Source organism: Proteiniphilum sp. (genome assembly GCF_034331125.1).
Lineage (GTDB): Bacteria > Bacteroidota > Bacteroidia > Bacteroidales > Dysgonomonadaceae > Proteiniphilum > Proteiniphilum saccharofermentans.
Genome location: NZ_JAXQGC010000009.1, coordinates 59,271 through 84,123, shown reverse-complemented (window position 1 = coordinate 84,123; position 24,853 = coordinate 59,271). Strand labels below are relative to the sequence as shown.

The window sequence follows — 24,853 nt, the reverse complement described above, 5'->3', positions numbered from 1 at the left end:
TTTCGTCACTTGTCGACGCTCGTTTGTCACTTTTATGTTCTGTACATGAATAAAAAACAAAAAATAACCAAAAAAGGGTAAGAATGGTTTTCATTTTAACTCAGTTCCAGTCCAAACTCGTCGGAAAGTTTTTGCAGTGAAGGATTTTGTTGTACCATCTCATCGAATATCTCACGTGAAGTGAGTGGCTTCTTGATGGCATTTGTCTCCGCGATCCTGATGGTCATGGTGATGTCGTCATTTCTCAATTTTTCCCTCAGGAAAGAGAGAAGGGCAATGCTATGGTCGGTGAGATATTGCTTGTTGAGTTCCGTGTTTACTTCCACTTCGAACAGGGTATCGCTCAGCATCCTGGGGTGATAGAGCGTCATTGTATTCTTGAGAAGCTTCTCTTCGTTCAGGCTGTCAGCATAATCTTTCCAGGCATTCACCAGTTCACTTTCGGTGAAAAGGTTTTTACCATTCTGCTGCTGTGCCTCAGATCCTGGGGAAGAGTTTTCTTCTTCTTTTTTGCTGGTGATAGAGGAGAGCGATACACCCATTCCTGAGAGTGAGACTGTTTTCTTTTTCAATGATACGGCAGCTTCGGCAGGCTTACGTATGCTGCTTGCCGCCGGTTTCTGCCCATCATTGTCTGTTCCGGAGATATTTTTTTTCCCGGAATCATTCTCTTTTTCCGAATATGGATTCCCTTGAGTGGTAGTCTCTCTTTCTGTAACCTTTTCTTTTTCTGTAATTTTTTCCGTTTCGGGCGCCTTCTCCTGCTCGGTATCTGTTTGTGCCGGCTTCTCTTTCGATACTATTGGTTCAATAGTTCTTTTTTTTTCCGTTTTCATTCCGGAAGCATCATCCCGATTGGATAGTTGACATAGCCGTATCAGCGATAATTCTAACAAAAGCCGTTTATTTTTGCTAAGCCGGTAGTTCAGGTCACATTCATTTGATATTTCAATAGCTTGGTACAAGAACTGATTGCTGCACTTTTGGGCCATTGTGACATATCGCTCACGGATGGATGCTCCCACCTGGAATAACTGTGCAGTTGCCGCGTCTTTGCATACCAATAAGTCCCGGAAATGGTTGGAGATGCCACTGATGATATATTGTCCTTCAAATCCCCTGTTTAGGATGTCGTTCAATATCAGCAAACATTCCACCACATTCCCGTCGAGAATAGCGTCGGATAATCTGAAATAGTATTCATAATCGAGTACATTCAGATTTTCGATCACAGCTTGATAGGTGATATTCCCACCGGTATAACTTACTGTCTGATCAAAGATGGAAAGTGCGTCACGCATTCCGCCATCTGCTTTCTGGGCGATAATATTCAGTGCTTCGGGTTCAGTTATTACTCCTTCCTGGTCCGCCACATATTGCAGGTGCGCAACCGTATCGGCAATAGTGATACGGTTGAAATCATACACCTGGCAACGGGACAGGATGGTAGGGATAATCTTCTGCTTCTCCGTGGTGGCGAGAATGAAGATAGCGTGCGCCGGCGGTTCTTCCAATGTTTTCAGGAAAGAGTTGAAGGCCGCTTGCGAGAGCATATGCACCTCATCGATGATATATACTTTATATCTTCCTATCTGGGGAGGGACACGTACCTGGTCGATCAGGTTCCGGATATCGTCCACACCATTATTGGAGGCCGCATCCAATTCGTGGATATTATAAGAACGCTGTTCATTGAATGCCACACACGATTCACATTGGTTACACGCCTCATGGTCGGCAGCAGGGTTAAGACAATTAATTGTTTTCGCGAAAATGCGGGCACAAGTAGTCTTCCCGACACCCCGGGGGCCGCTAAACAGGTAGGCATGTGCCAGTTTATTACCGGCAATTGCATTCTTCAAAGTGGTGGTAAGGGCCTCCTGCCCCACAACCGATTTGAATGTAGAGGGTCTGTATTTTCTTGCGGAAACAACAAATGTATCCATAGCTTTATGAACAATAGTAAAGTACAAATGTAGTGAAAATATTCTTAACTTATCTGCCGGTTATTTTCTATCTTTCCCTATTCGGTAAAATGGTATTTTTATCTATATATGCGGTTTTAAGAATAAATTCTTGTAATTTTGGAGTGTAGAACATATGAATAATGAAACATAATCTTTCAATCATAGCTTTGGCCGGGTCGATGTTGATAACCGGTTTCTCCTGTCTGTCGAGTAAAAAAGCGCAGACAGAACCCGTTGAAGAAAAACAGATACCGGTACAAACTATCGTGCCGGATACGTTTGTCTTGCCACAGATCCCTGAAATCATGAAAGAGCCTGAAGAAAGAGCCGGATATTTAGTAATGCATTACTGGGACAGGTTTGATTTTGCTGACCGAAACCTGATCCGGCGGCCGGAAATTACCGAGCAGGCTTTTGTAGATTATATCAATATCCTGGGGTATGTACCAAAAGAAAATGCTGATGCTTCACTTCGGTATGCATTACAGAAGGCGGAGGCCGACACAATGATGTATGTGCATTTCACTGAGTTGTTCGAGAAATATCTCTACGATCCCAACTCCCCTTTTCGTAATGAGGAGTACTATCTACCCGTATTGCAGGAGGTGGTAAACTCTCCGCTATTAACCGAAGAGAGACGTTCGCGATATGGGTTTCAACAGGAAATGGCTCGGAAAAACCGTGTTGGGGAGAGCGCCAATGATTTTACTTATACGGTCTCATCGGGACAATCTTTCCGTTTGTATGACCTGAAGAGCGAATATACATTGCTGATGTTTACCAATCCGGGTTGTTCTACCTGTGCGGCAGTGACAGAGCGCCTCAAAGAGTCTAAAGAGTTGAGAGATGCATTGTCTATGAACAGCCCGTCGCGTACTATGATTACCATTCTTGCGCTTTCGCCGGATAATGATTATGCAGAATGGAGTGCACATCTTCCTGAAATGCCTCTGCAATGGATCTATGCATATGATAAAAGCGGGGAAATTATGACGAAAAGATTGTATGATATAAGAGCATTTCCCTCCCTTTACCTGTTGAGTAAGGATAAAAAAGTAATTCTTAAGGACACTTCCATAGAGGCGATTGAGTCTTTCTTTGCTGTTCATTGATGGTGCTGTGTGCAGATTGATATCTATCTCCTTAATATATCCTTTCCTGTTTTCGTAAGTGTTTGTTTGTAAGTGTGTTGTCGTTTCATAAGGGTTAAAATTAACATTCAGAAGCATTTTTTTTAGCGAAATAGTTTCCTGATAAGAAAAAGTAGCGTACTTTTGCCATCCTAAAAATGAGACTTTTAGCGAAAAGTCATTAAAGTTAATGGATTTAGTTTACTGCGTGAAGCAGTGGCTTTATCTGAGTACTAACCAAACTAAATTTTTATGAAGTACTTAAGCTTTTGCCTTGTATCGGTGATTTCATTCGTGTTGTCATCGGGTTCGGTAAAAACTGATTTACCTTCCTCCGGTTATCATCCCGGCGAGACGATTCCTGATATCGCTTTAACGGATTTGGAAGGTAATTGGCGCAACCTGCACGATTATAAAGGCAAAAAAGTAGTGGTCAGTTTTTGGGCCACTTACCATGCCCAATCCAGAGCGAACAATGTTCAACTCTACAATTATCTTCAAAATAGGGATAGTGATGTTGAATTTGTTTCAGTGGTTTTCGATGAAAATAGAAATGTAGTGGAAAAAACACTGATGTTGGACAGGCTGGAGAATATGTCTCAATTCTATGAGATAAGTGGAACCGGTTCTGAAATCTATAAAAATTTCAAACTGAACGAAAGGTTCCGTAACTACTTAATAGATGAGAACGGAGTAATCATCGCGATGAATATCACTCCCGAAGATTTGAAAACAATCCTTTAAGTTTGATAATGAATTAAAAACGGGCATCGAAATATATTCGGTACCCGTTTTTTCTTTCCCGGTCATCTTCTTTTATCCGCCTTCTCCGTTTCCGGTTTTTATTTCGGATAACCTTGCCGGTCTAACTCCGCCTGTTTATTTAGCTTTTCCCTGGTTAGCCACAGCATCCATCAGTTTTTTGATCTCTTCGGGATCACCTAAGAAATAATCTTTCTGCAGATTCATGTCGTCATCGAATTCGAAAACATAGGGAACTGCGGTTGGCAGGTTCAGGCTTACAATATCTTCGTCGGAGATATTTTTCAGGTGTTTGATGATACCGCGGAGGCTGTTGCCGTGAGCAGCTACGATTACCTGGTCGAATTTTTTCATTTCCGGTACAATAGTATTGTTCCAGTAAGGAAGAATGCGTTCTACAGTATCTTTCAACGCTTCGGTGAGCGGAAGGTCCTTTTCGTCAACTCCTTTGTAGCGCGGATCCTGGAATGGTGAGCGTTCGTCTTCCTTATCCAGTGGTGTAGGAGGCACGTCGTAACTACGACGCCAGATAAGTACCTGTTCGTCGCCATACTTTTCTGCCGTCTCAGCCTTGTTCAACCCTTGGAGCATGCCGTAATGCTTTTCATTCAACCGCCAGGTTTTCTCTACCGGGATCCAGTCCAGGTCCATCTCATCCAGTACCACATTCAAAGTCTTTACTGCCCTTTTCAGATAGGAAGTATAGGCTTTTTCGAATTGAAAACCCTCTTCTTTCAACAGTTTACCTGCTTTATGCGCTTCTGCAATACCCTTTTCGGAGAGATCCACATCGGTCCATCCGGTAAAGCGATTCTCTTTGTTCCATACGCTCTCGCCGTGGCGAATTAAGACTACTTTCTTCATACTAATTTATATTAATTACTAATTACCAATTACCAATTACCAATGTGGCTCTCATCCCAAATCTTGATTCTGAATTGAAACAACGTTCGGCAAAGCCAAAATTGACGGAATTAAATCTTAAATCTTAAATCTTAAATTTTGAATTTTGAATTTTGAATTTTGAATCTTGAATTTTGAATCTTTTTCGCAAAACTACATAAAATTGGCCTAATTGCAGGCAATCAGGATGTAAATTTATCAAAAAGGTTGCCCCTGTAAGTTTTGTTTATCTTCCTCTTGCATTCTGTTCAGCAGCCGGAGCTGGATAATCAGCAGATAGATCGAGAGGATGGCGGCCAGCGTGTCGGCTACCGGCATAGCGATCCAGATACCGTTCAATCCCCATAAACGGGGAAAGATGATAATAAACGGCACCAGGAATATTAACTGGCGGCTCAGGCTCTGTATGATCGATTTAGCAGCGTAGCCCAGGCTCTGGAAAAAGCTGGATGCCACAATCTGTATACCCACAAGAGGGAAAGCGGCCACAGTGATCCTGATTCCTTTCTCGGTGATCGACAGCAACTCCGGGTCGGTTGTGAAAGCCGAGGCGAAAAGGTGTGGAAAGAACTGCCCCACAATAAATGTCAAGGTGGTGATTATCGTAGCCACTTTCAGGGAATAGTAGAGGGTTTCCTTTACCCTTACAAAATTACGGGCACCGTAGTTGTAACCGATGATAGGTTGTGTGCCCTGGTTCAATCCCATGATAATCATCACGAAAATCATGATGACAGTATTGATGATACCATATGCACCGACAGCCATGTCGCCTCCATAACGTAAGAGGGAGGTGTTCAGCAACACCGCCACACCGGAAGCGGCAACCTGCATGCTGAACGGGGATATCCCTATGGAGAGAATGGAGGCAACAATCTTTTTGTTGAACCCTATATTCTTCCAGCGGAGACGGATCAGGTTGTTTCCCCTGGTAAAATGATCCATGACGAACAGCATACCGATGAACATGGAGATTACCGTAGCCCAGGCCACCCCCTTTATCCCGAGATTGAACACATAGAGGAAGACAGGCGTCAGAATAATATTCAATATAGCACCGATTAGCATGGTAATCATTGCTTTTTTAGGATAACCCGAGGAACGCATCATCGCGTTGAAGTTGTAACAGAGGCTCACAAATACATTTCCCAACAGGACAATCTGCAGATAGTCGCGTGCATAGGGGATAGTGAGGTCGCTCGCTCCGAATGCCCTTAGGATAGGATCGAGGTAAATCATGATAAGGGTGATAAAGACAAGGTTGAGTATGACCGTGATCAGTAATGAATTGCCGAGTATTTTCTCCGCGGTCAGCTTGTCCTGCTTTCCCAGGCTGATGGAAATACGGGCTGCACCGCCTGCCCCTACCAACATTCCGAGGGAGGCGGTGAGGTTCATCACGGGGAATGTGATGGCGAGGCCTGAAATAGCCAGTGCACCCACTCCCTGCCCGATAAAGATACGTCCGATCACGTTGTACATTGCCGTGACCATCGTCCCCACAATACCTGGAAGGGCATAGTCCCATACTAATTTACTGATTTTCTTAGTTTGAAAATCCTGTTCTCTTTTTGACTGCAAAATTTTTCTTTCGATATAATAACCCTGACGGTTTTTCTTCCGTCTTATTTCTTTGTCATAATATCCAGCACCAACTTATCGGTCTCCTGCATACCACTGTTACCAATGCGTGCCAGATTCTCTATAGTGCGGTCGATATCTTCATCGACGATCCCCTCCTGTGAGGTTACCACCTCATTCTCCATAGCTATCACTGCCGACAAGGCAGCGGTCGATACCCCGCTGGCGATTTTCAGGGCACAACCGGGTTTGGCTCCGTCGCAGATCATGCCTGTGATATTTGCGATCATATTTTTGGCCGCATACACGATCTGTTCATAATTCCCGCCCATCAGGTAAGTAATGCCGCAACTCGATCCGGTGGAAGCCACCACACAACCGCACAGGGCGGAGAGTCTGCCTAATTGTTGCTTTATATAGATGATTAGCAGGCTGCTTAGCGTCAACGCGCGGATCAATTGTTCGTCGCTGCACGACTCATTCTCGGCGTAGATAAGGACAGGCATGGTAGCAGCTATCCCTTGATTACCACTGCCGGAATTGCTCATTACCGGTATCAATCCCCCATCCATTCTCATATCACAGGCGCCTGCCGTGGAGATAACCATGCGGGTGTGCAGGTTATCACCGAAAATGTGAAGGCCATTCCTGTTTTTCAGACTCCCGGCGACGTTGTGCCCGTAGTTGTGGAGCATGGCTTCGACTGATGCCTTCCTGTTCATTTGTGCAGCTTCCAGTATGAAAGAGAGTTCCTCTAGGGGCGACTCTACAGCATATTCGTAGACGGTGCGGAAATTAAGTGGCAGATTGTTTTCAGTTTGATCTTCTTTGCTTGTGGAAGCTGACCTGTCGAGCAACACTTCACCATTTTTTTCTATATAGGAAAAATAGTTGTGGTTACCCGATATGACGGTAACAGCCGATTCACCACCCCCGCTGCAACGGATCCTGATATAGAGTTTATCGGTGATACCCGTTTGCTGGCGGATTTCGATCCTACCTTCTTTTATGAAGCACTTGCCCTGCTCTACTTCCTCTGATGTTACATGTTTTAGTAGCTCAAGCCCTTCTTCCGGTTTGCCAATCAGTGCTCCCAACGCAATGGCGATAGGAAGGCCGGTCATTCCTGTCCCCGGGATTCCTACTCCCAATGCATTTTTCAGCACATTGGCGCTTAGGAAAGCCTCAACCTTTTCAACCTTTATTCCGAGGGTACTGCTCGCTTTAGCTGTGCAAAGAGCCACAGCGACTGGTTCGGTGCAGCCGATGGAAGGAATTATTTCCTGTTGCATAAGCAGGTGTATGCGGGTTCTTTTGTCGGTTGATAGCATAAGAAAGTACACGGAATGAACGATGAGGGTGCAAAATTAATCAAAATTCCCCATATTCCCAATGAGTGAGGATGGAAAGGCTGAGTGGCTAGGTGGTTAGGTGGATGAGTGGACAGGGTCAAAACCAAAATTCCAAATTAACTTCGGGAGAGCAACTGATGCCCGATCCTGCAGAACAGGCACTTCCGTGTGTCACAATAGACCCTTCGCAGTTGTATAAGGGCTTGCGTCTCAAATGAGTTTCGAGGAATCACTCCCGCGTCAGAGAATTCGGATATGATCACGTTTCTCTCCGGCCCTAATGACTCTAAAAGATGAATAGCTCTGTCACAATAGCTCTCTGTGGACATTTTTTTACCGTAAGCGAATAATATAGGTGCCACAGTGTTAATCAACAGAATCTGCCTCGATGTATTGCCCAATTGTCTATCTGACTCGGGAGACTGTTTTCCGAAAGAATAATGGGTATGCCAATATAGGGAAGGGGATGCCCGGAACAGTGACATCCAGTCATCGGTCTCCTTTTGCTCAAGGACCAAAGAGAACAGCCTGCCTGACGACTGCAGTAAAGCCGCCAGTTGTGCGATACGTATTTCAGGGAATGAATGTGGGCGGACTCTCATTCTTTTGAACAGGTAACCCTCCAGGGGTGTCAATGAATATTTACTTCTCAGGAAACGGTATTCATTCTGCAACTGCAGGAAATAGCCACTCTTACCTTCCCGGTATCCGGACTCCTCCAATAACCCGGCCTGTCCGAACAACAACGCCTCCACCTGAAACAGGCTGTCGCCGTGCCGCCGGATACATTTGAATGGTAATGAAAGTGCGAGTCGTTCAAATGTATCGCTATTCAGTCCAAATCCGAAATTACGCGTAAGCAATACATAGAACACCTCATCCCACGATTGATGAAAACGATCCAGATGAGTAAAGATATCGTTGGTTTTTCTCTCCAACCGCTCAATTGCCAACCGGCCAAGGAATGAGCGGATCAACACCTCCGGAAGTGAAGAAAGATGATCCTTGCATGGAACAGCGCTATGGCTATAAATAAGATAGTCAGCATTTTTTCGTATCTCATCGGGGACAGACAGCTTGCACTGTGGTATTTGTTGCCCTTTCTCATTTTTTATTATCCTGTTCAGACGCTCCGACAGGTGCAGGATCACAGAATTGTAGGTCTTGTCGGTATGATGCCCATGCCGCTCCCATTCATCGGAAGAGCGATGGATCTCTATATCTCCGGCCCAGAGCTCATCACCGATTTTCACCTTGGCATTAAAGAAATCGGGCCCTGCATGCAGATTGTGTATTCCAGGATCAATCACCTCTACCCTTCGCCCATCCATCGTCTCGAGCGAATCGGGGGGATAAAGCCTGAACTTCCATATATAATGTAACAGTTCTTCTTTACAAGGCATAGCAGTCAGGTTTAAAATTCGAAGTTACAACCAATTATCTAAAATTCCAAACTTTTTTATAGCTGGACTGAGGAGAACCCCGGTCCTACTGTCCCATCTCCAATGACAATGTGGTAAAAAATGAAAAAAATGTATGAGACTGCATAAAACATTGTACATTTGTGTCTAATTTAATGAACTAATGGTGCGTAAAATCTTCACATTCCTCTCCTGGTCTTTTTTCATGACGCTGATTGCCGTCTTGTATCATTCCTGTGCGAATATGGCCGCACCTACCGGAGGGGCTTATGACGTGGACCCGCCGGTGGTGAAAAAAGCCACCCCTGCCTTTAACTCATTGAATGCTACCCCGACGAGGATAGTGATTGAGTTCGATGAAAATATTAAAATCGAGAAACCCAGTGAGAAAGTAATTATTACTCCTCCACAGAAGAATATGCCGGTAATCCGTTCGGCAGGGAGAAATGCTATTGTTGAAATCAAAGACACACTGTTGCCCAATACTACTTACACCATCGATTTTACCGATGCAATTGTGGATAATAACGAAGGTAACCCGTTAGAGAATTTTGTCTATTCTTTTTCTACCGGCGACCGGCTTGATACCTTATCGATTGGAGGAAAAGTATTATCAGCTCCGGATCTGGAACCGGTCACAGGTATATATGTAGGTGTTCATTCCAATCATCATGATACGGCTTTTACCCATATACCGTTTGAACGGATTTCCAGGACAGATTCGCGTGGAAACTTCGTTGTAAGGGGGATGGCTCCGGGAAAGTACAGGGTATTTGCACTGAATGACCTGAACAGGGATTATAAATATGATAATCCACAGGAAAGTATTGCCTTTTTGGATTCTATTGTAATACCCTCCACCATATCGGCGGTACGGCAGGATACTATCTTTCAGGACAGTCTCACCATAGATACGATACGTACCGTGCATTATACCCGTTTTGTGCCGGATGACCTGCTGTTGCGCTCTTTCCTGTCCGATTTCCAACGCCAGTTCCTGCAAAAGCATGAACGCCCCGAAGCACATAAACTCAACCTTTTTTTCGCCTCGCCGACCGATATGCCGACTTTCTTTTTACTGAAACCGGAGGTAAGGAACAATGATTGGTATATCGCCGAACGGAGTGCTAAAAATGACACCCTTATGCTTTGGATTACCGACTCCTTGGTCTATAAACAGGATTCATTGAGTATGCAGATCAATTATATACGTACCGACTCGGCCAACAATAATTATATTGCAACAGATACCCTCAATTTCAATATGAGGCGGACGAGCCGGGAGAGAGCCAATACAGAGAAAAAAGAAGGGGAGGAAGAACAGATCACATTTTTGAACATTAATACTAATGTTCAGTCTTCATTCGAGTTGTACAACCCTATCCGGATAGAGTTTGAACAACCTGTTATGGCATTCGACTCTACTTACGTGCAATTATTGACGGAGGTGGATTCTTTATTCGAGGCTGTGCCTTTCCGTCTGGAGTCCGACTCGCTGAACCCACGCAAGTTCACCTTGCGTCCCCGCTGGAAGCCGGGTGGTAAATACAAGATACAGGTAGACTCAGCAGCCATCACCAGTCATTATGGACTCTGGAACAACAAGTATGAACAATCTTTCACTGTAAAGCCACTGGACCAGTATGGAAACATGGAGATATCCATCACCGGGCTTCCTGAAGATAAGACGGCTTTTGTGGAACTGCTCGATAAGTCGGATAAACCTTTTCGCAGGAGTCATGTCAAAGCGGGTAGGGCAAGATTTCAGGATCTGCCTCCCGGTGAGGTCTATGCACGCATTGTAATAGATGAAAATGAGGATGGTGTATGGACTACCGGAAATTATGAAGAGGGGCGACAACCGGAAGAAGTGTTTTATTATCCCGGTAAATTTGTAATAAGGGCTTTTTCAGACCATTCGGAAGATTGGAATGTGCGTGCAACGCCCGTATTCAATCAGAAACCATTGGAGATAACCAAGAATAAGCCGGAAGAGAAAAAGCGGCGGGATCCGAATCGGGAGAGAGAGCAACAGCAGCGGCAAAATCAGCAGAATTCTCCCTTTTCCGGAGGAAGCACAGGTGCGGGAGCTCCTTCCAATATGAGATAGCAACCGGGAGGTATGCATTAGTTATTGCAACTATACACTCCGTAAATTTAAAGTTATGATCAATCAAAAAGCTAGATCTATCCCCGTTTTACTGTTTTTATTGCTAAATGTAATAGGGGTAGATGCACAGTGTAAACTGACCAATACTGCTTTTGCGAGCGGCGAGGATATAAAGTATGATCTCTATTTGAATTTAGGCTTTTTCAATGCACGTGCAGGAAGAGGGTCACTCTCAGTGACCGAAGCAAATTATCGTGGTGAGAACGCTTATAAGATGGTGATGTTATTCAATACCTCCGGCCTGGCAGGTAGCCTATACACTGTAAACGATACACTCACCTCTTTTATTGATAAGGATATACGTCCTTTGTTATTTACCAAGGAAGCGTTTGAGGGAAAAGACTATTCCGTGGAGAGGCAATCTTATACCTATGACGGAGATAAGGTGAAAATACGTGCATTTCGCGTCATGAACGGAAAAGAACAGTTCGATGAAGTGGTCACCACCGAATATTGTACCTATGATTACCTCTCAGTATTGCCCTACATCCGGAATCTCGATTATGCAGACATGAGGCCGGGCGACAGGCACCATATACGTTTCATTGCAGGAAGAAAACCTGTGAATATGTATGTCAATTACCAGGGTATCTCATCGGTAAAAGCGAATAATGGAAAAAATTACGAAGTGATTAATCTCACAATGACTATTCTCGATGATGCCTTTTCTAATCAGAAAGAAGCTTTAAAAGCCTCGCTCACCAATGATGAAAATCGTATCCCGGTGATTATAGACACCACCCTTAGGATTGGTTCAATCAAGGCAGTCTTGCGGGATGTATCGGGAACCAGGCACCCATAAAATAAGAAAAAAATCTGTAATTTATCCAAAAAGAACCTATCTTTGTAAAATACTAAAGATTATCAATATTTTCGTTCAGTAAGAGCAGAAACAAAGCTTGCTTTGGTTATGCCGAGTGTAGAAAATATCTAATGAAATTGAAAAAAAGATATGTCAGATCTGATATATTCCGCAAAAATACCCGAACCGGCTCTCAGGAGGCTTCCCTGGTACTTGTCATATGTGAAACTCCTTAAGAGCCAGGGGGAAACCATTGTCTCCTCTACGCAGATTGCAAAAAAGATAGATGTTTCCGCCTCACAGATTGCCAAAGATCTTTCCTATGTCGATATAAGCGGAAAGACAAGGGTAGGTTATGATATAGACGACCTGATCAATGTGCTGGAGTCGTTCCTTGGATTTACAAATACGCATACGGCAGTAGTTTTTGGAGTGGGAAGCCTGGGTGCCGCCCTGTTGTCGGACTCGGGCCTCGAACAATTCGGGTTGAAAATTATTGCAGGGTATGACGTTAATCCTGCTATTGTTAATCACGCAATACACCATATTCCGGTGTTTCATTCCAATGAATTTATAGAGCGGAACAAAGAGATGAAGGCGGAGATAGGGGTTCTTACCGTGCCGCCCGGAGCTGCCCAGGAGGTGTCAGAATATATGATTCGTGGTGGAGTGAAAGCTATCTGGAATTTTACGCCTTTCCGGATACGTGTACCGGAGGGAACAGTACTTCAAAACACCTCGCTTTACGCCCACCTCGCCGTAATGTTTAACCGGTTGAACGGATAATTCTTAGAGAATGAAAATTTTTGCTGTCGGATTAAACTACGCTTCCCACAATAAAGAGATGGAACGTACGTTTCAGAGTACGGAGCCGGTCATCTTTATGAAGCCGGATACCGCTCTGCTGAAAGATGGCAAACCGTTTTTTCTTCCCGATTTTTCGGATGAGATACATTACGAAACGGAATTGGTGGTAAAGATAAACCGTTTGGGGAAAAATATAGGCGAGCGTTTTGCTTGCCGTTATTACGATCAAATTACCGTAGGTATAGATTTCACCGCAAGGGATTTACAGAGAAAACAGAAAGAGCTGGGTTTGCCGTGGGAGATTGCAAAAGGTTTCGATAATTCGGCTGCTATCGGAAAATTTATCTCTAAAAATGAGGTGTCCGATATCCGGAGCATTGATCTCCGGCTTGAGATCAATGATCAAACCGTCCAACAGGGTAATACGGAGGATATGATCTATTCGGTGGATAAAATTATAGCCTATATCAGCCGATTCTTTACGCTGAAGATAGGGGATCTTATTTTCACCGGTACACCGGCAGGCATCGGCCCGGTAGCGATCGACGACCATCTGCAGGGGTATCTTGACGACCGGAAGTTATTGGATTTCCGGATTAAATGACATCACTCAACCGCCATATCGATACAATATGAACAAAATAATTCTTACTATATTGTGCTGCATGTTTTGGTCGACGGCATACTTTTCTGCCGTAGCCCAAGAATATAACCCGATCCCGGTCGCTTTGCCTTCCTTACAGATCGCACCCGATGCCAGAGGTGGAGGAATGGGGGATATAGGAGCGGCTACTATGCCCGATGTCTATTCCCAGCACTGGAACGCGGCCAAATATCCGTTTATTTCGGGTGAAGCAGGCATCGCGTTTTCATATACACCTTGGCTCAGCAAACTGGTGAGTGATATTCACTTGCTCTATACATCGGGTTACTGGAAGTTCGGTAACGATAACCTCAATGCCATCAGTGCTTCGCTTCGTTATTTTTCTTTAGGGGAAGTTGATATATTTGAACATAACACCGATTACGTGATGGGCGTTTCACCTCATGAGTTCGCACTCGATGTGGGTTATTCAAGAAAACTCACCGAAACATTCTCCGGAGCAGTCACCCTGCGGTATATCCGTGCCGATTATTCCACCGGTGACGATGAAACGACACCCGGAAACGCATTTTCGGCCGATATTGCCGGTTATAATGAATCCTATTTCTATATGGGACGTTCAGAAGCGCTTCTCGGATTGGGATTTAATATCTCCAATATCGGCACAAAAATCTCATACGATGGAGGGAACAGTTCCATGTTCCTTCCCGCAAACTTGCGGCTCGGCGCCTCTTTAGGGTATCCCCTGGATCCCAAAAACACGCTCTCCCTCAGTTTTGATGTCAATAAGCTTCTGGTACCTACTCCCCGGTTGGCTTCGGAGAATGAGAGCGATGATGAAGCACAACGGCGTATCGAAGAATATCAGAATATATCTTCTATTGGTGGTATTTTCAAATCATTGGGTGATGCTCCCGGCGGTTTCAAGGAAGAGATGCAGGAGGTCATGTGGTCGCTTGGAGCAGAATACCGCTATGACAACCGGTTTTCAGTCAGGACCGGCTACTATCACGAGAGCGAGTATAAGGGTAATCGCCGTTATTTTACTTTTGGTGCCGGTTTCAGGAGTGATTTTTTTCAGATAGATGCCGCTTATTTGGTGTCGACAGCCCAATCTAATCCGCTGGATCAGACGTTACGGGTCTCTCTTGGCTTCGATGTGGAAGGAATTAGGAATTTAATGCGATAAAGCTATGCAAATACGCGTCGGTTTTGGTTACGATATGCATCGCCTTCAGGAAGGGAGGGAACTCTGGATCGGAGGGGTTAAGCTGGACTATGAAAAAGGTCTGCTGGGACATTCTGATGCCGATGTGCTTATTCATGCCATCTGTGATGCCCTGTTGGGAGCTGCTAACCTGCGTGATATCGGGTATCATTTTCCCGACACATCTCCGGAGTATCACAATATTGACAGTAAACTTCTCCTGGGGGAGACAATGAATTTATTGGGAGAGAAAGGGTATGCCCTTGGAAATATTGATGCGACTGTCTGTGCGGAGCAGCCAAAGCTCAATCCCCATATTCCTGCGATGCGGCGAAAGTTAGCAGAAGTGATGGGGGTAAGTGAAGAGTTTATCTCTGTCAAGGCGACGACATCCGAGAAGATGGGTTTCGTGGGACGTGAAGAGGGTATCACTGCTTATGCGGTAGCGTTAATATGCAAATCGTAATGGAGGGGATATGCCGGGCTTTAATGGGCTTGCGAGATTTGTAGACTTTTGCGAAAAGAAGTTTTATACCTGTTTCCGCTGGCTATTGCGTAAAAAACAAGCAAAGGGCTACGGAGTACATTCACCATTCGCCTATGATCTGATTACCAATGTAATTTATTCTCCCTATAGCTTTTATGCCTTTTCTGATATCTACGGGATAGTATCGCAGCACAACATCAATCCTGAAGGATCCATTACCACTTATAATCATCTTTCTTTCCGGCTGATACATTATCTTCAGGCTAAGGATATATTGGAGGTCAATTCGGGTATTGGTATCAATACCTTGTTCCTTGTGGCACCTTCGAAGCATATTTCTTGTATTTGTGTGGAGGAAGATCGTGAGAAGTATTTTGTCGCCGCAGACCTTCAAAGACAGAGAGGAGTGAAGATCGGGTTTGTCTCCTCACTGTCTGAATGTCAGGGTGAGCGTTTTGATGCGATTTTTATTAACTTTGAAAGAGGATATATTCCCGATATGGAAACATTGACGGAATTGAGCCATTCCGGAACGTTTTGGGTGTTGCACCCTATAAAAAAAGGGAGAGGTAAACAATTTTGGCATAAAATCGTTCATGATTTGAGAGCACGGATGACATTCGATGTAAAAGATACCGGAATTGTTTTCCTGAGGCCTGATTTTCATAAGGAAAATTATTTGGTGTGATTTAGGTAGAAAGGGGGAAAGATGCCTAAGTGGCTAAGTGCCTGGGTGGGAGCGAATAACAATAGAAAATAGAAATATGAAAAAAAGTATAGTATATACCAAAACCGGCGATAAAGGAACTACCTCATTGGTAAGAGGGATGCGGGTGAGTAAAACACATATCCGCCTCGATGCTTACGGTACGGTAGATGAGCTGAACAGCTATGTAGGGTGGTTGAATTGTGCAGTGAAAGAAGAGGAGCATCGCGACTTTCTCCGTTATATCCAGCATAAACTTTTTACCGTGGGATCCTATCTGGCAACAGAGACTGAGAGCAAAGACCCAAAACCGGCCAGTATCATTTCAGAAAGGGATATAGTCCGTATTGAAGAGCAGATCGATATTATCGACGAGAACTTGCCACGACTGGACCGGTTTGTATTGCCGGGAGGTAATGAGGCGGCTGCCCGGGCTCATATATGCCGTACCGTGACCCGTCGTGCGGAAAGGAATGTGTACCGTGTAGCAGAAAAATTTCCCGTTGCAGAAGAGGTGCTGATTTTTCTGAATCGGCTTTCAGATTACTTTTTTGTATTTGCAAGGTATGAAAGTAACAAAACCTCGGAAGAAATATTTTGGGAACAAGGGGATATATAAAAACTTTTTATACATTTGCGAAAAAATTGCATAAATAACAAATTAAATATATTATCAATGTATTGGACACTTGAACTGGCATCGAAATTAGAAGATGCTCCTTGGCCCGCTACAAAAGATGAGTTAATTGATTATGCCCAGCGATCGGGCGCTCCGCTGGAGGTGATTGAAAATCTGCAGGAAATTGAGGAGGATGGCGAAATATTCGAATCGATTGAGGATATTTGGCCTGATTATCCAAGTAAGGAAGATTTCTTCTTCAACGAGGATGAGTATTAGACTTTATTGTAGTGAAAACAGGTTTAAAAGCATCCCGGCAGATCATGCCGGGATGCTTTTTTAGATAAATGTGTAAACAGTTGAAAATCTGCACCATAATTTTATTTCAAATATATGTTATATAACATATAAAAATCTTTTTTCACTTCTCTTTTTTATTCTACTTTTGCACCAGGACAGTACAGCACAGCATAGCTTGCTCAAACCGATGGAATTAAAGTTCAACAATAAGAACACCAAAGTACAACAACTTACGGATTTTATACAAAGATCCATTGCTGCCCGTGAATTGAAAGTGGGGGATAAGCTTCCATCTATCAATGAGTTAAGCCAAAAATTTCACCTATCCCGCGATACGGTTTTCAAAGCTTTCGCTGATTTGAAAAGCAGAGGGATTATTGATTCCATACATGGCAAAAATTACTATGTGGCATCACACACCAAGAACATATTATTGTTACTGGATGAGTATACCCCTTTTAAAGAAGTAATGTACAACACACTGCGGGAAAGGATCCCTTCATACTACGAGATCGACCTTTGGTTCCATCAGTATAATGAGCATCTTTTCAACCAGATAATAAGCAATTCCGCAGGCATGCACAACAGCTACCTCGTAATGAATTATCACAACGAAAAGTTTTCCGAAGCATTGACGAAAATTGATAAAAAGAAACTATTGCTCATAGATTTTGGAAAATTCGATAAAAACGGGTATTCTTATGTTTGTCAGGATTTTGACACCGCCTTTTATAAGGCTTTGGAGACAATAAAAACCCGTTTAAAAAAATACAGGAAATTATTCTTTGTATTTAATAAATATCACAAACACCCACAAAGTAGCAAGGAGTATTTTAGTAAGTTTTGCATCGACAATAATCTGCCCTTTGAGATCATCGATGAGATTACCGATAAAACGATCATCTCTAAAAATGCGTTTTATCTGGTTATCAAACAGGAAGACCTGGTTACGATCATAAGGAAAGGGAGACTGGAACAACTTAAAGCCGGAAGGGATTATGGGTTACTGGCATATAATGAGAATCCGTTCTATGAAGTGATAGAAAACGGGATAGCCAGTATAGGGGTCAATTGGGAAAAAATGGGAAATCTGGCCGCCGATTTTGTCATGAATGAAGATCCTGTCCAGGAATTTTTACCGACAGAGATCATATTACGGGATTCCCTTTAATTTTTTATCCGTGATCAGCACAGTTCAGCACGAAACCACTAAAAACTAAAAGAATATGAAAAAATATCCTAAAATAGGAATCCGTCCTACCATCGACGGACGTCAGGGAGGAGTCAGGGAAAGCCTTGAGGAAAAGACTATGAATCTGGCAAAAGCAGTTGCCGGGTTAATCAGTACGAATTTAAAGAATGGCGACGGAAGCCCGGTAGAGTGTGTGATTGCCGACGGTACCATCGGGCGGGTAGGTGAGAGTGCCGCTTGTGCAGCAAAATTTGAGCGTGAAGGTGTAGGTTCTACTATTACTGTGACTTCAAGTTGGTGTTATGGTTCAGAAACCATGGATATGAATCCCTACTACCCTAAAGCTGTCTGGGGTTTCAACGGGACGGAACGCCCCGGTGCCGTATACCTGGCAGCAGTGCTGGCATCCCATTCACAGAAAGGATTACCGGCATTCGGTATCTACGGGCACGAGGTGCAGGACTTGCAGGACAATACCATCCCTGAAGATGTAGCTGGAAAACTCCTTCGTTTTGCCCGTGCAGCACAGGCCGTAGCTACGATGAGAGGCCAATCATACCTCTCTATCGGCAGTGTTTCGATGGGTATTGCCGGTTCGATGGTCAACCCGGATTTCTTCCAGAAATACCTGGGTGTCCGCAACGAGTCGATCGACTCCACGGAAATCTTACGACGGATACAGGAGGGGATCTATGACCACGAAGAGTTCGAAAAAGCGATGGCATGGACCGAGAGATATTGTAAAGTGAACGAAGGTGCCGATTTCAACAGACCGGAAAAACAAAAGAGCCGGGAAGAAAAAGACAAAGACTGGGAGTTTGTGGTAAAAATGACCATTATCATCCGTGACCTGATGCAGGGCAACCCGAAACTCGAAGCAATTGGCTTCAAAGAAGAGGCGATCGGGCACAATGCTATCTTCGGGGGATTCCAGGGACAACGCCAATGGACTGATTTCCTGCCCAACGGCGATTTCAGTGAAACGATACTGACTACTTCTTTCGACTGGAATGGTATCCGTGAAGCCTATACATTTGCCACTGAAAACGATTCTCTGAATGCGGTTGTTATGTTATTTGGGCATTTGCTGACCAATACAGCACAGATTTTTTCAGATGTACGCACTTACTGGAGTCCCGACGCTGTAAAACGAGTTGCCGGAAAAGAGCTTACGGGATTAGCAGCCAACGGCGTTATACACCTGATCAATTCAGGAGCTACCACGCTCGACGGTACAGGAAGAATGGATCTTGACGGCAGGCCGGCCCTGAAAGAACCTTGGAACATTACCGAAGAAGAGACAAAAGCTTGTCTTGCTGCTACCAGCTGGTCGCCGGCCAATCGTGATTATTTCCGTGGAGGGGGATATTCATCCACCTTCCTTACCAGAGGCGGTATGCCCGTCACCATGTCCCGGCTGAATATGGTAGATGGTTTAGGCCCTGTCCTGCAGATAGCTGAAGGATGGACGGTAGATCTCGATCCCGAAGTACATGACATTATCAACCGGCGCACAGATAAAACATGGCCTACGACATGGTTTGCTCCGCGTCTTACAGGGAAAGGATCCTTCAAGGATGTCTATTCGGTGATGAACAACTGGGGAGCTAATCATGGAGCCATCAGCTATGGACACATCGGGCAGGATCTGATCACACTTGCATCGATCCTTCGAATTCCTGTATGTATGCACAACGTGGATGAAGATGAAATCTTCCGTCCATCGGCATGGAATGCTTTCGGGATGGACAAAGAAGGTGCAGATTTCCGCGCCTGCAAGAATTTCGGCCCCATTTATAAATAATTATACAACGGTCAAACAACTTATATACTGCCTCCAGCTCCTTTCTCCGCAATTGAATTGGTGAAAATCCAACGGAGAAAGGACAGGGTGTCAGATAATGGTCAGGGATGGTTAAATAAAAAAGAAGATGAATAAAACGAAACTTCCATTACTTAAACACAACGGAGTCAATTATCTATTGCCATTTATCATCATTACCGTCTGTTTTGCGTTGTGGGGCTTTGCCAACGACATTACGAATCCCATGGTAAAGGCGTTCTCGAAAATTTTCAGAATGAACGTTACACAAGGTGCGCTCGTCCAACTGGCTTTTTACGGAGGCTATTTTGCCATGGCATTCCCTGCCGCCATATTCATAAAGAAGTTTTCATATAAAGCAGGAATTTTGTTGGGACTGGCGCTATATGCCGCGGGTGCATTCCTGTTCTTCCCCGCGATGATGTCAGGTAACTACTATCCATTCCTGGCAGCCTATTTTGTACTCACGTGCGGACTATCGTTCCTGGAGACCAGTGCCAATCCCTATATCCTGACGATGGGACCCGAAGAGAATGCTACCCGGAGGCTTAATATGGCCCAGGCATTTAATCCCATAGGATCGCTCATGGGAATGTTCGTCGCCATGAACTTCATTCAGGCACGGCTCAATCCCATGAGTACCGCCGAGCGGGCCGTGCTTTCCGATCCGGAATTCGAGGCGATGAAACAATCCGATCTTTCTATCCTGATCGCACCTTATCTGGCTATAGGGTTGGTGGTCCTTGCCATGTTCCTGATTATCCTTATAGCGAGAATGCCGAAAAACGGGGATGCAGACAAAAGCCTCCATTTCGGCGCTACCCTGAAACGGATTTTCTCCATTCCAAACTACCGCCAGGGGGTCATCGCACAATTCTTTTACGTTGGCGCACAAATCATGTGCTGGACATTTATCATCCAGTATGGTACACGCGTTTTTATGGGTCAGGGAATGGAAGAGCAGGCCGCAGAAGTATTATCGCAAAAATATAATATTGCCGCGATGATCATTTTCTGTGTCAGCCGCTTAATCGCTACTTATCTGATGAAATTCTTCGACCCCGGAAAAATGTTACGCGTATTTGCCATTGCCGCAGGAATCTTTACACTCGGCGTTATTCTTTTTCAAAATATCTGGGGACTTTATTGCCTGGTAGCGGTGTCCGCATGCATGTCGCTCATGTTTCCTACTATCTACGGCATTGCCCTGAAAGGGATGGGCTACGACGCTAAATTCGGTGCGGCGGGACTGATCATGGCCATATTGGGAGGATCCGTTCTACCCCCGGTACAGGCAGCTATCATCGATTTGGGAACCATAGGAGTATCCTTCCCGGCGGTAAACGCTTCATTTATCCTGCCATTCATATGTTTTGTGGTGGTAGCCTGGTATGGTACTCAGGCATACAACAGAAGTAAAATAAACATGACCGCATAATATGGATAATACTTCTATGATGACAGTATAACAAGAGTTAGTTTTTGTTCTTCCTGCTGGAAATCATACTTATAAAAATGTGGAAATTTCCACAATGTACTGTGTAAATGTATTAATTTCCAATACTGATTGCTAAATACTTTAAAATAAGTAAGTTAAATCGAATGCAATTAAAAGAGTTACTAGTTGTAGTCACATATAATATATAAAAAAATAAAGAATCTTTTCGAAAGGAAAAGATATCCTGTAATTAAATAAATAAAAATAAACCTTATGAATTATTAATCCTTAAAAGAAGAAAGAATGAAAAGAGAGAAATCATTTAAATGGAAAGGATTGCTATTCGCATGTATGTGGATAGTATCAATTGGTATGTTTGCACAGAATATTACCGTGAGCGGAACGGTAACTGATGTGAACAATGAAGCGGTGATCGGTGCTACGATTACGGTGCAGGGCAATGCATCGCATGGGACGGTGACCGATATCGACGGAAATTATACATTGGGGAATGTTCCGAGAAATGCAACGTTACAGTTCAGCTATGTGGGAATGGCCACTCAATTCGTTCCGGTGAATGGAAGAACTACGATTGATATTGTACTGGAGTCCGATACGGAATTACTCGATGAGATTGTTATCACAGCCTTAGGTATTCCACGCGATAGAAAATCACTAGGTTATGCGGTTAGTTCCATAAAGGGTGACGAATTGGTAATGGCCGGTGTTCCTACAAATCCGCTCGCGTCTATTTACGGTAAGGCACCGGGGGTAGGATTAACGGCCAGTTCATCGGGACCCACGGGAGGTATTAATATCAAAGTGCGCGGTGCCACACAATTGGAGTCTTCTTCCACTACACGCCCGTTGTTTGTTGTGGATGGTGTGCCTATTTATGACAAGGAGTCAAGTATGGAAACACGAGGTTATGATCCGTTCAACTCTTTTGACTATGGTGCCGGTATTAACGACATCAACGCAGAAGATATTGAGTCAATGGAAATCTTGAAGGGTGCTAAAGCATCGGTATTATACGGCAGCGCCGGAGCTAACGGAGTAGTATTAATTACCACCAAGAAAGGCGCAGGAACACGGGGGTTGGGTGTAACATTATCACTCAACCACACATGGGAAGAACCGGTAAGTTTTATTGATTTTCAAAACGAATACGGATCAGGAGGTAATGCATATAGCCTTGATGTCAACGAAAACAAAATTGTTTCCGACTATAGGAACTTTGGGCCAAGATTCGACGGCCGTACCATCACATATTGGGATGGATCAACGCGAAAATACGAACCCTATCCCGATAACTATAATGACCTCTTTCAAACGGGGAGTACCAATAGTTTACAAGTGGCAATTGCCGGGGGTAATGAAAGGGGGAATATGCGTATTTCCTATACCAATTACAATTTTGATGGTATCATGCAGAATCATTGGCAAAAAAGACATACTTTCAGTTTTTCCGGACAGATGGATGTATCGGAGCTCGCTAAAATTGAGGTTACTTCCAATCTTTATAAAATCAAGACCAATAACCGTTATCCGAACATTTACTCTTTAATGAGTACAGGATTTAACAGGGATTACGATTATCAAACCATTGCCAGTAAATATTTGGATTCCAATGGATATAGGGCTAATCTCAGTGAAATGGGTTTGCCAAGTTCTCAAACGCAAATAGCCAATATTCTATGGCATCAGAACCAGAATAGGAACTTGGACGATAAAACGCACATGATTTCGTCAGTTCGTGGTACGTTCCAATTTCATCCGCTGATTGCCTTGGTAACACATGCGGGACTTGATTTCACTCAGACCGATTATACCAAAAAAGAGAAGGTAACCGCGATAGAGCCGGAGGTAAAAGGGGGAAGATACCGGTTTGATACCGATCAATATTTCATTTATAACCTGAGGGCAAATCTGCATTACGATCAATCATTCTTAAACGATGAATTACGTATTACGGCACTTGGCGGAGGTGAGTTTAAAAATATAAAAGATTATAATATTTATGCTTCCACTTATGGAGATATGTCGTATCCCGATTGGTATTCATTGAACAATGCTCCCAATTGGCCCGGAGGAGGAGAGCGTGGCAAGGTGTTAGGACATGCACGCGGACAGGAAAGTCTATACAGTGCATACGCCTCGATAACAGCCTCTTGGAAAGATCGTTATTATCTTGAAATACAGGGTCGTAACGACTGGTCTTCCACGCTTCCAAAAGGGAACAATTCATATTTCTACCCGGGTGTTTCGTTTAACTGGAATTTCAGCCAAGATTTTAAGATTCCTCAATTGCAGTTCGGAACAGTACGCCTGTCATGGGCTGATGTTGGACGACCTGCAACCCGCTATTTTGCACTGCGTCAATACAACCTGAGTACTATCCCGAATACGAATACAGGAAGGGTAGAACCTCCCCTTGAACTCTTCTCGGGAGATATTAAACCTGAACGTAAAAGGGAGTATGAAATCGGGGGTAATTTGCGCTTTTTCCCGCAAAACCGCCTGGAACTTGATTTCTCCTACTACAATGCTACAATTTATGACCAGATTATGGGCATACCATTGACTTCCGCCACCGGTTACAACAGAATCAAAATCAATGCCGGTCAGGTAAAAAATCATGGTTATGAGATTATGTTGAAAGGTGCAATAATAGCCCACAAAGACTATCGGTGGGATGTAACCTTTAACCTTGCCAATCAGTTCTCTGAGGTAAAAGAACTTTATGGAGGAATCACACGTCATATACTGGCATCCAATAACGGATGGCAAGTGGTGGCCGAGACGGGAAAACGTTCAGGAGAAATTATGACCTACGATTACCTTAAATCTCCTGACGGACAACGTATAGTAGGATCGGACGGCTTGTATCAACTCGACAAAAACACCGGATTCAAGGCAGTAGGTAATGTAAATCCTTCACTTATCGGGGGTGTTGCAACAGATTTCTATTATAAGAATTTCAGCGTACGCGTAGGATTGGATTATAGTTTCGGTAGCCGTTTGATTTCAATGTCCAACTATTATCTCCTCGGCACAGGTACGGTGAAAGAGACTCTGGCTCATCGTGACGAGGCGAGTGGAGGTATTCCATATTATATACAGAAAGATACCGAACGGAGAATACGTCTCGACAATCATTCGGCTGCCGCTCCCTCCGATTCGAAAGACGGACGGGTTTATCATGACGGTATGATCTTGAATGGCGTGAAAAAAGATGGTGATAACTATGTGGCAAACGACCAGATTATCCCGGTAGCAACTTATTGGTCTACTTTCATTCACGACATGCAGGATAATCTTCAACCGGATTACATCTATAAAAATGATTATGTGAAGTTGCGTGAGATTGGAATAGCTTACTCATTACCGAAGAGAGTTTCGGAAAGAATGCATTTACAAAAAGTGACATTGAGCCTTACCGGACGTAATCTGTTCTATCTTCACAAATCTATTCCTAATATCGACTCCGAATCGTTACAGGGAACAAACAGCTATCTGGAATACTCTATCTTTCCTATGCATCGCTCATGGGGATTTGGTGTGAATGTCAGTTTCTAATTTT

At 44.0% G+C, this 24,853-nt stretch carries 20 protein-coding genes; 15 read left to right on the top strand and 5 right to left on the bottom strand.

The window, feature by feature from the left end; translation table 11 throughout:
- Positions 1 to 95 precede the first annotated feature (95 nt).
- A complete protein-coding gene (locus U2P89_RS02760) occupies positions 96 to 1,946 on the bottom strand; it encodes a DNA polymerase III subunit gamma/tau (protein ID WP_322190557.1) in 1,851 nt (616 codons plus the stop codon).
- Positions 1,947 to 2,107: 161 nt separating this feature from the next.
- Between U2P89_RS02760 and U2P89_RS02755 the strand changes: the two genes are divergently transcribed.
- Positions 2,108 to 3,079 carry a DUF5106 domain-containing protein gene (locus U2P89_RS02755; RefSeq protein WP_322190556.1) on the top strand — a complete coding sequence of 324 codons (972 nt, stop codon included), beginning with the start codon at positions 2,108 to 2,110 and terminating at the stop codon, positions 3,077 to 3,079.
- 270 nt (positions 3,080 to 3,349) lie between these two features.
- Positions 3,350 to 3,841 (top strand): TlpA family protein disulfide reductase, encoded by a 492-nt coding sequence (locus tag U2P89_RS02750; protein WP_091908327.1) that lies wholly within the window; start codon positions 3,350 to 3,352, stop codon positions 3,839 to 3,841.
- A gap of 135 nt (positions 3,842 to 3,976) precedes the next feature.
- Here U2P89_RS02750 and gpmA read toward each other — a convergent pair whose 3' ends face one another.
- The 4 genes from gpmA to U2P89_RS02730 form a co-directional block, all read right to left on the bottom strand.
- Positions 3,977 to 4,723, bottom strand: coding sequence for a 2,3-diphosphoglycerate-dependent phosphoglycerate mutase (gene gpmA / locus U2P89_RS02745; protein ID WP_091908325.1), 747 nt, complete (start codon positions 4,721 to 4,723; stop codon positions 3,977 to 3,979).
- 237 nt (positions 4,724 to 4,960) lie between these two features.
- Positions 4,961 to 6,343, bottom strand: a complete 1,383-nt coding sequence (locus U2P89_RS02740) for an MATE family efflux transporter (RefSeq protein WP_313379665.1) — start codon at positions 6,341 to 6,343, stop codon at positions 4,961 to 4,963.
- A gap of 44 nt (positions 6,344 to 6,387) precedes the next feature.
- Positions 6,388 to 7,674 carry a serine dehydratase subunit alpha family protein gene (locus U2P89_RS02735; protein ID WP_076931854.1) on the bottom strand — a complete coding sequence of 429 codons (1,287 nt, stop codon included), beginning with the start codon at positions 7,672 to 7,674 and terminating at the stop codon, positions 6,388 to 6,390.
- A 137-nt stretch (positions 7,675 to 7,811) separates the two neighbouring features.
- Positions 7,812 to 9,098: a DUF2851 family protein gene (locus U2P89_RS02730; RefSeq protein WP_313379667.1), complete on the bottom strand. Its 1,287-nt coding sequence runs from the start codon at positions 9,096 to 9,098 to the stop codon at positions 7,812 to 7,814.
- A 181-nt stretch (positions 9,099 to 9,279) separates the two neighbouring features.
- On the opposite strand from U2P89_RS02730, the gene U2P89_RS02725 reads away from it, so the two are divergent.
- The 13 genes from U2P89_RS02725 (at position 9,280) to U2P89_RS02665 (ending at position 24,849) form a co-directional block, all read left to right on the top strand.
- A complete protein-coding gene (locus U2P89_RS02725; protein WP_322190555.1) occupies positions 9,280 to 11,226 on the top strand; it encodes an Ig-like domain-containing protein in 1,947 nt (648 codons plus the stop codon).
- Between the two features lie 55 nt (positions 11,227 to 11,281).
- Positions 11,282 to 12,088 carry a DUF3108 domain-containing protein gene (locus U2P89_RS02720; RefSeq protein ID WP_091910147.1) on the top strand — a complete coding sequence of 269 codons (807 nt, stop codon included), beginning with the start codon at positions 11,282 to 11,284 and terminating at the stop codon, positions 12,086 to 12,088.
- 150 nt (positions 12,089 to 12,238) lie between these two features.
- Positions 12,239 to 12,874, top strand: a complete 636-nt coding sequence (locus tag U2P89_RS02715; RefSeq protein WP_076931851.1) for a redox-sensing transcriptional repressor Rex — start codon at positions 12,239 to 12,241, stop codon at positions 12,872 to 12,874.
- Between the two features lie 10 nt (positions 12,875 to 12,884).
- A complete protein-coding gene (locus U2P89_RS02710) occupies positions 12,885 to 13,499 on the top strand; it encodes a fumarylacetoacetate hydrolase family protein (RefSeq protein WP_076931850.1) in 615 nt (204 codons plus the stop codon).
- Between the two features lie 28 nt (positions 13,500 to 13,527).
- Positions 13,528 to 14,688 (top strand): type IX secretion system outer membrane channel protein PorV, encoded by a 1,161-nt coding sequence (porV, locus tag U2P89_RS02705; protein WP_322190554.1) that lies wholly within the window; start codon positions 13,528 to 13,530, stop codon positions 14,686 to 14,688.
- 4 nt (positions 14,689 to 14,692) lie between these two features.
- On the top strand, positions 14,693 to 15,172 hold the full coding sequence (gene ispF, locus U2P89_RS02700) for a 2-C-methyl-D-erythritol 2,4-cyclodiphosphate synthase (protein WP_091910140.1): 480 nt from the start codon (positions 14,693 to 14,695) through the stop codon (positions 15,170 to 15,172).
- A 10-nt stretch (positions 15,173 to 15,182) separates the two neighbouring features.
- Positions 15,183 to 15,881, top strand: a complete 699-nt coding sequence (locus U2P89_RS02695) for a hypothetical protein (protein ID WP_322190553.1) — start codon at positions 15,183 to 15,185, stop codon at positions 15,879 to 15,881.
- A gap of 76 nt (positions 15,882 to 15,957) precedes the next feature.
- Positions 15,958 to 16,518, top strand: coding sequence for a cob(I)yrinic acid a,c-diamide adenosyltransferase (locus U2P89_RS02690; RefSeq protein ID WP_076931846.1), 561 nt, complete (start codon positions 15,958 to 15,960; stop codon positions 16,516 to 16,518).
- Positions 16,519 to 16,575: 57 nt separating this feature from the next.
- Entirely contained in the window at positions 16,576 to 16,797 is a 222-nt protein-coding gene (locus U2P89_RS02685; RefSeq protein ID WP_019538324.1) for a DUF2795 domain-containing protein, read from the top strand.
- Positions 16,798 to 17,005: 208 nt separating this feature from the next.
- Positions 17,006 to 17,989 (top strand): GntR family transcriptional regulator, encoded by a 984-nt coding sequence (locus tag U2P89_RS02680; RefSeq protein WP_322190551.1) that lies wholly within the window; start codon positions 17,006 to 17,008, stop codon positions 17,987 to 17,989.
- 55 nt (positions 17,990 to 18,044) lie between these two features.
- On the top strand, positions 18,045 to 19,814 hold the full coding sequence (fucI, locus tag U2P89_RS02675; RefSeq protein WP_322190550.1) for an L-fucose isomerase: 1,770 nt from the start codon (positions 18,045 to 18,047) through the stop codon (positions 19,812 to 19,814).
- Positions 19,815 to 19,941: 127 nt separating this feature from the next.
- A complete protein-coding gene (fucP, locus tag U2P89_RS02670) occupies positions 19,942 to 21,270 on the top strand; it encodes an L-fucose:H+ symporter permease (protein WP_322190549.1) in 1,329 nt (442 codons plus the stop codon).
- A gap of 303 nt (positions 21,271 to 21,573) precedes the next feature.
- Positions 21,574 to 24,849: a SusC/RagA family TonB-linked outer membrane protein gene (locus tag U2P89_RS02665; protein WP_322190548.1), complete on the top strand. Its 3,276-nt coding sequence runs from the start codon at positions 21,574 to 21,576 to the stop codon at positions 24,847 to 24,849.
- The last annotated feature ends 4 nt before the right edge of the window (positions 24,850 to 24,853 follow it).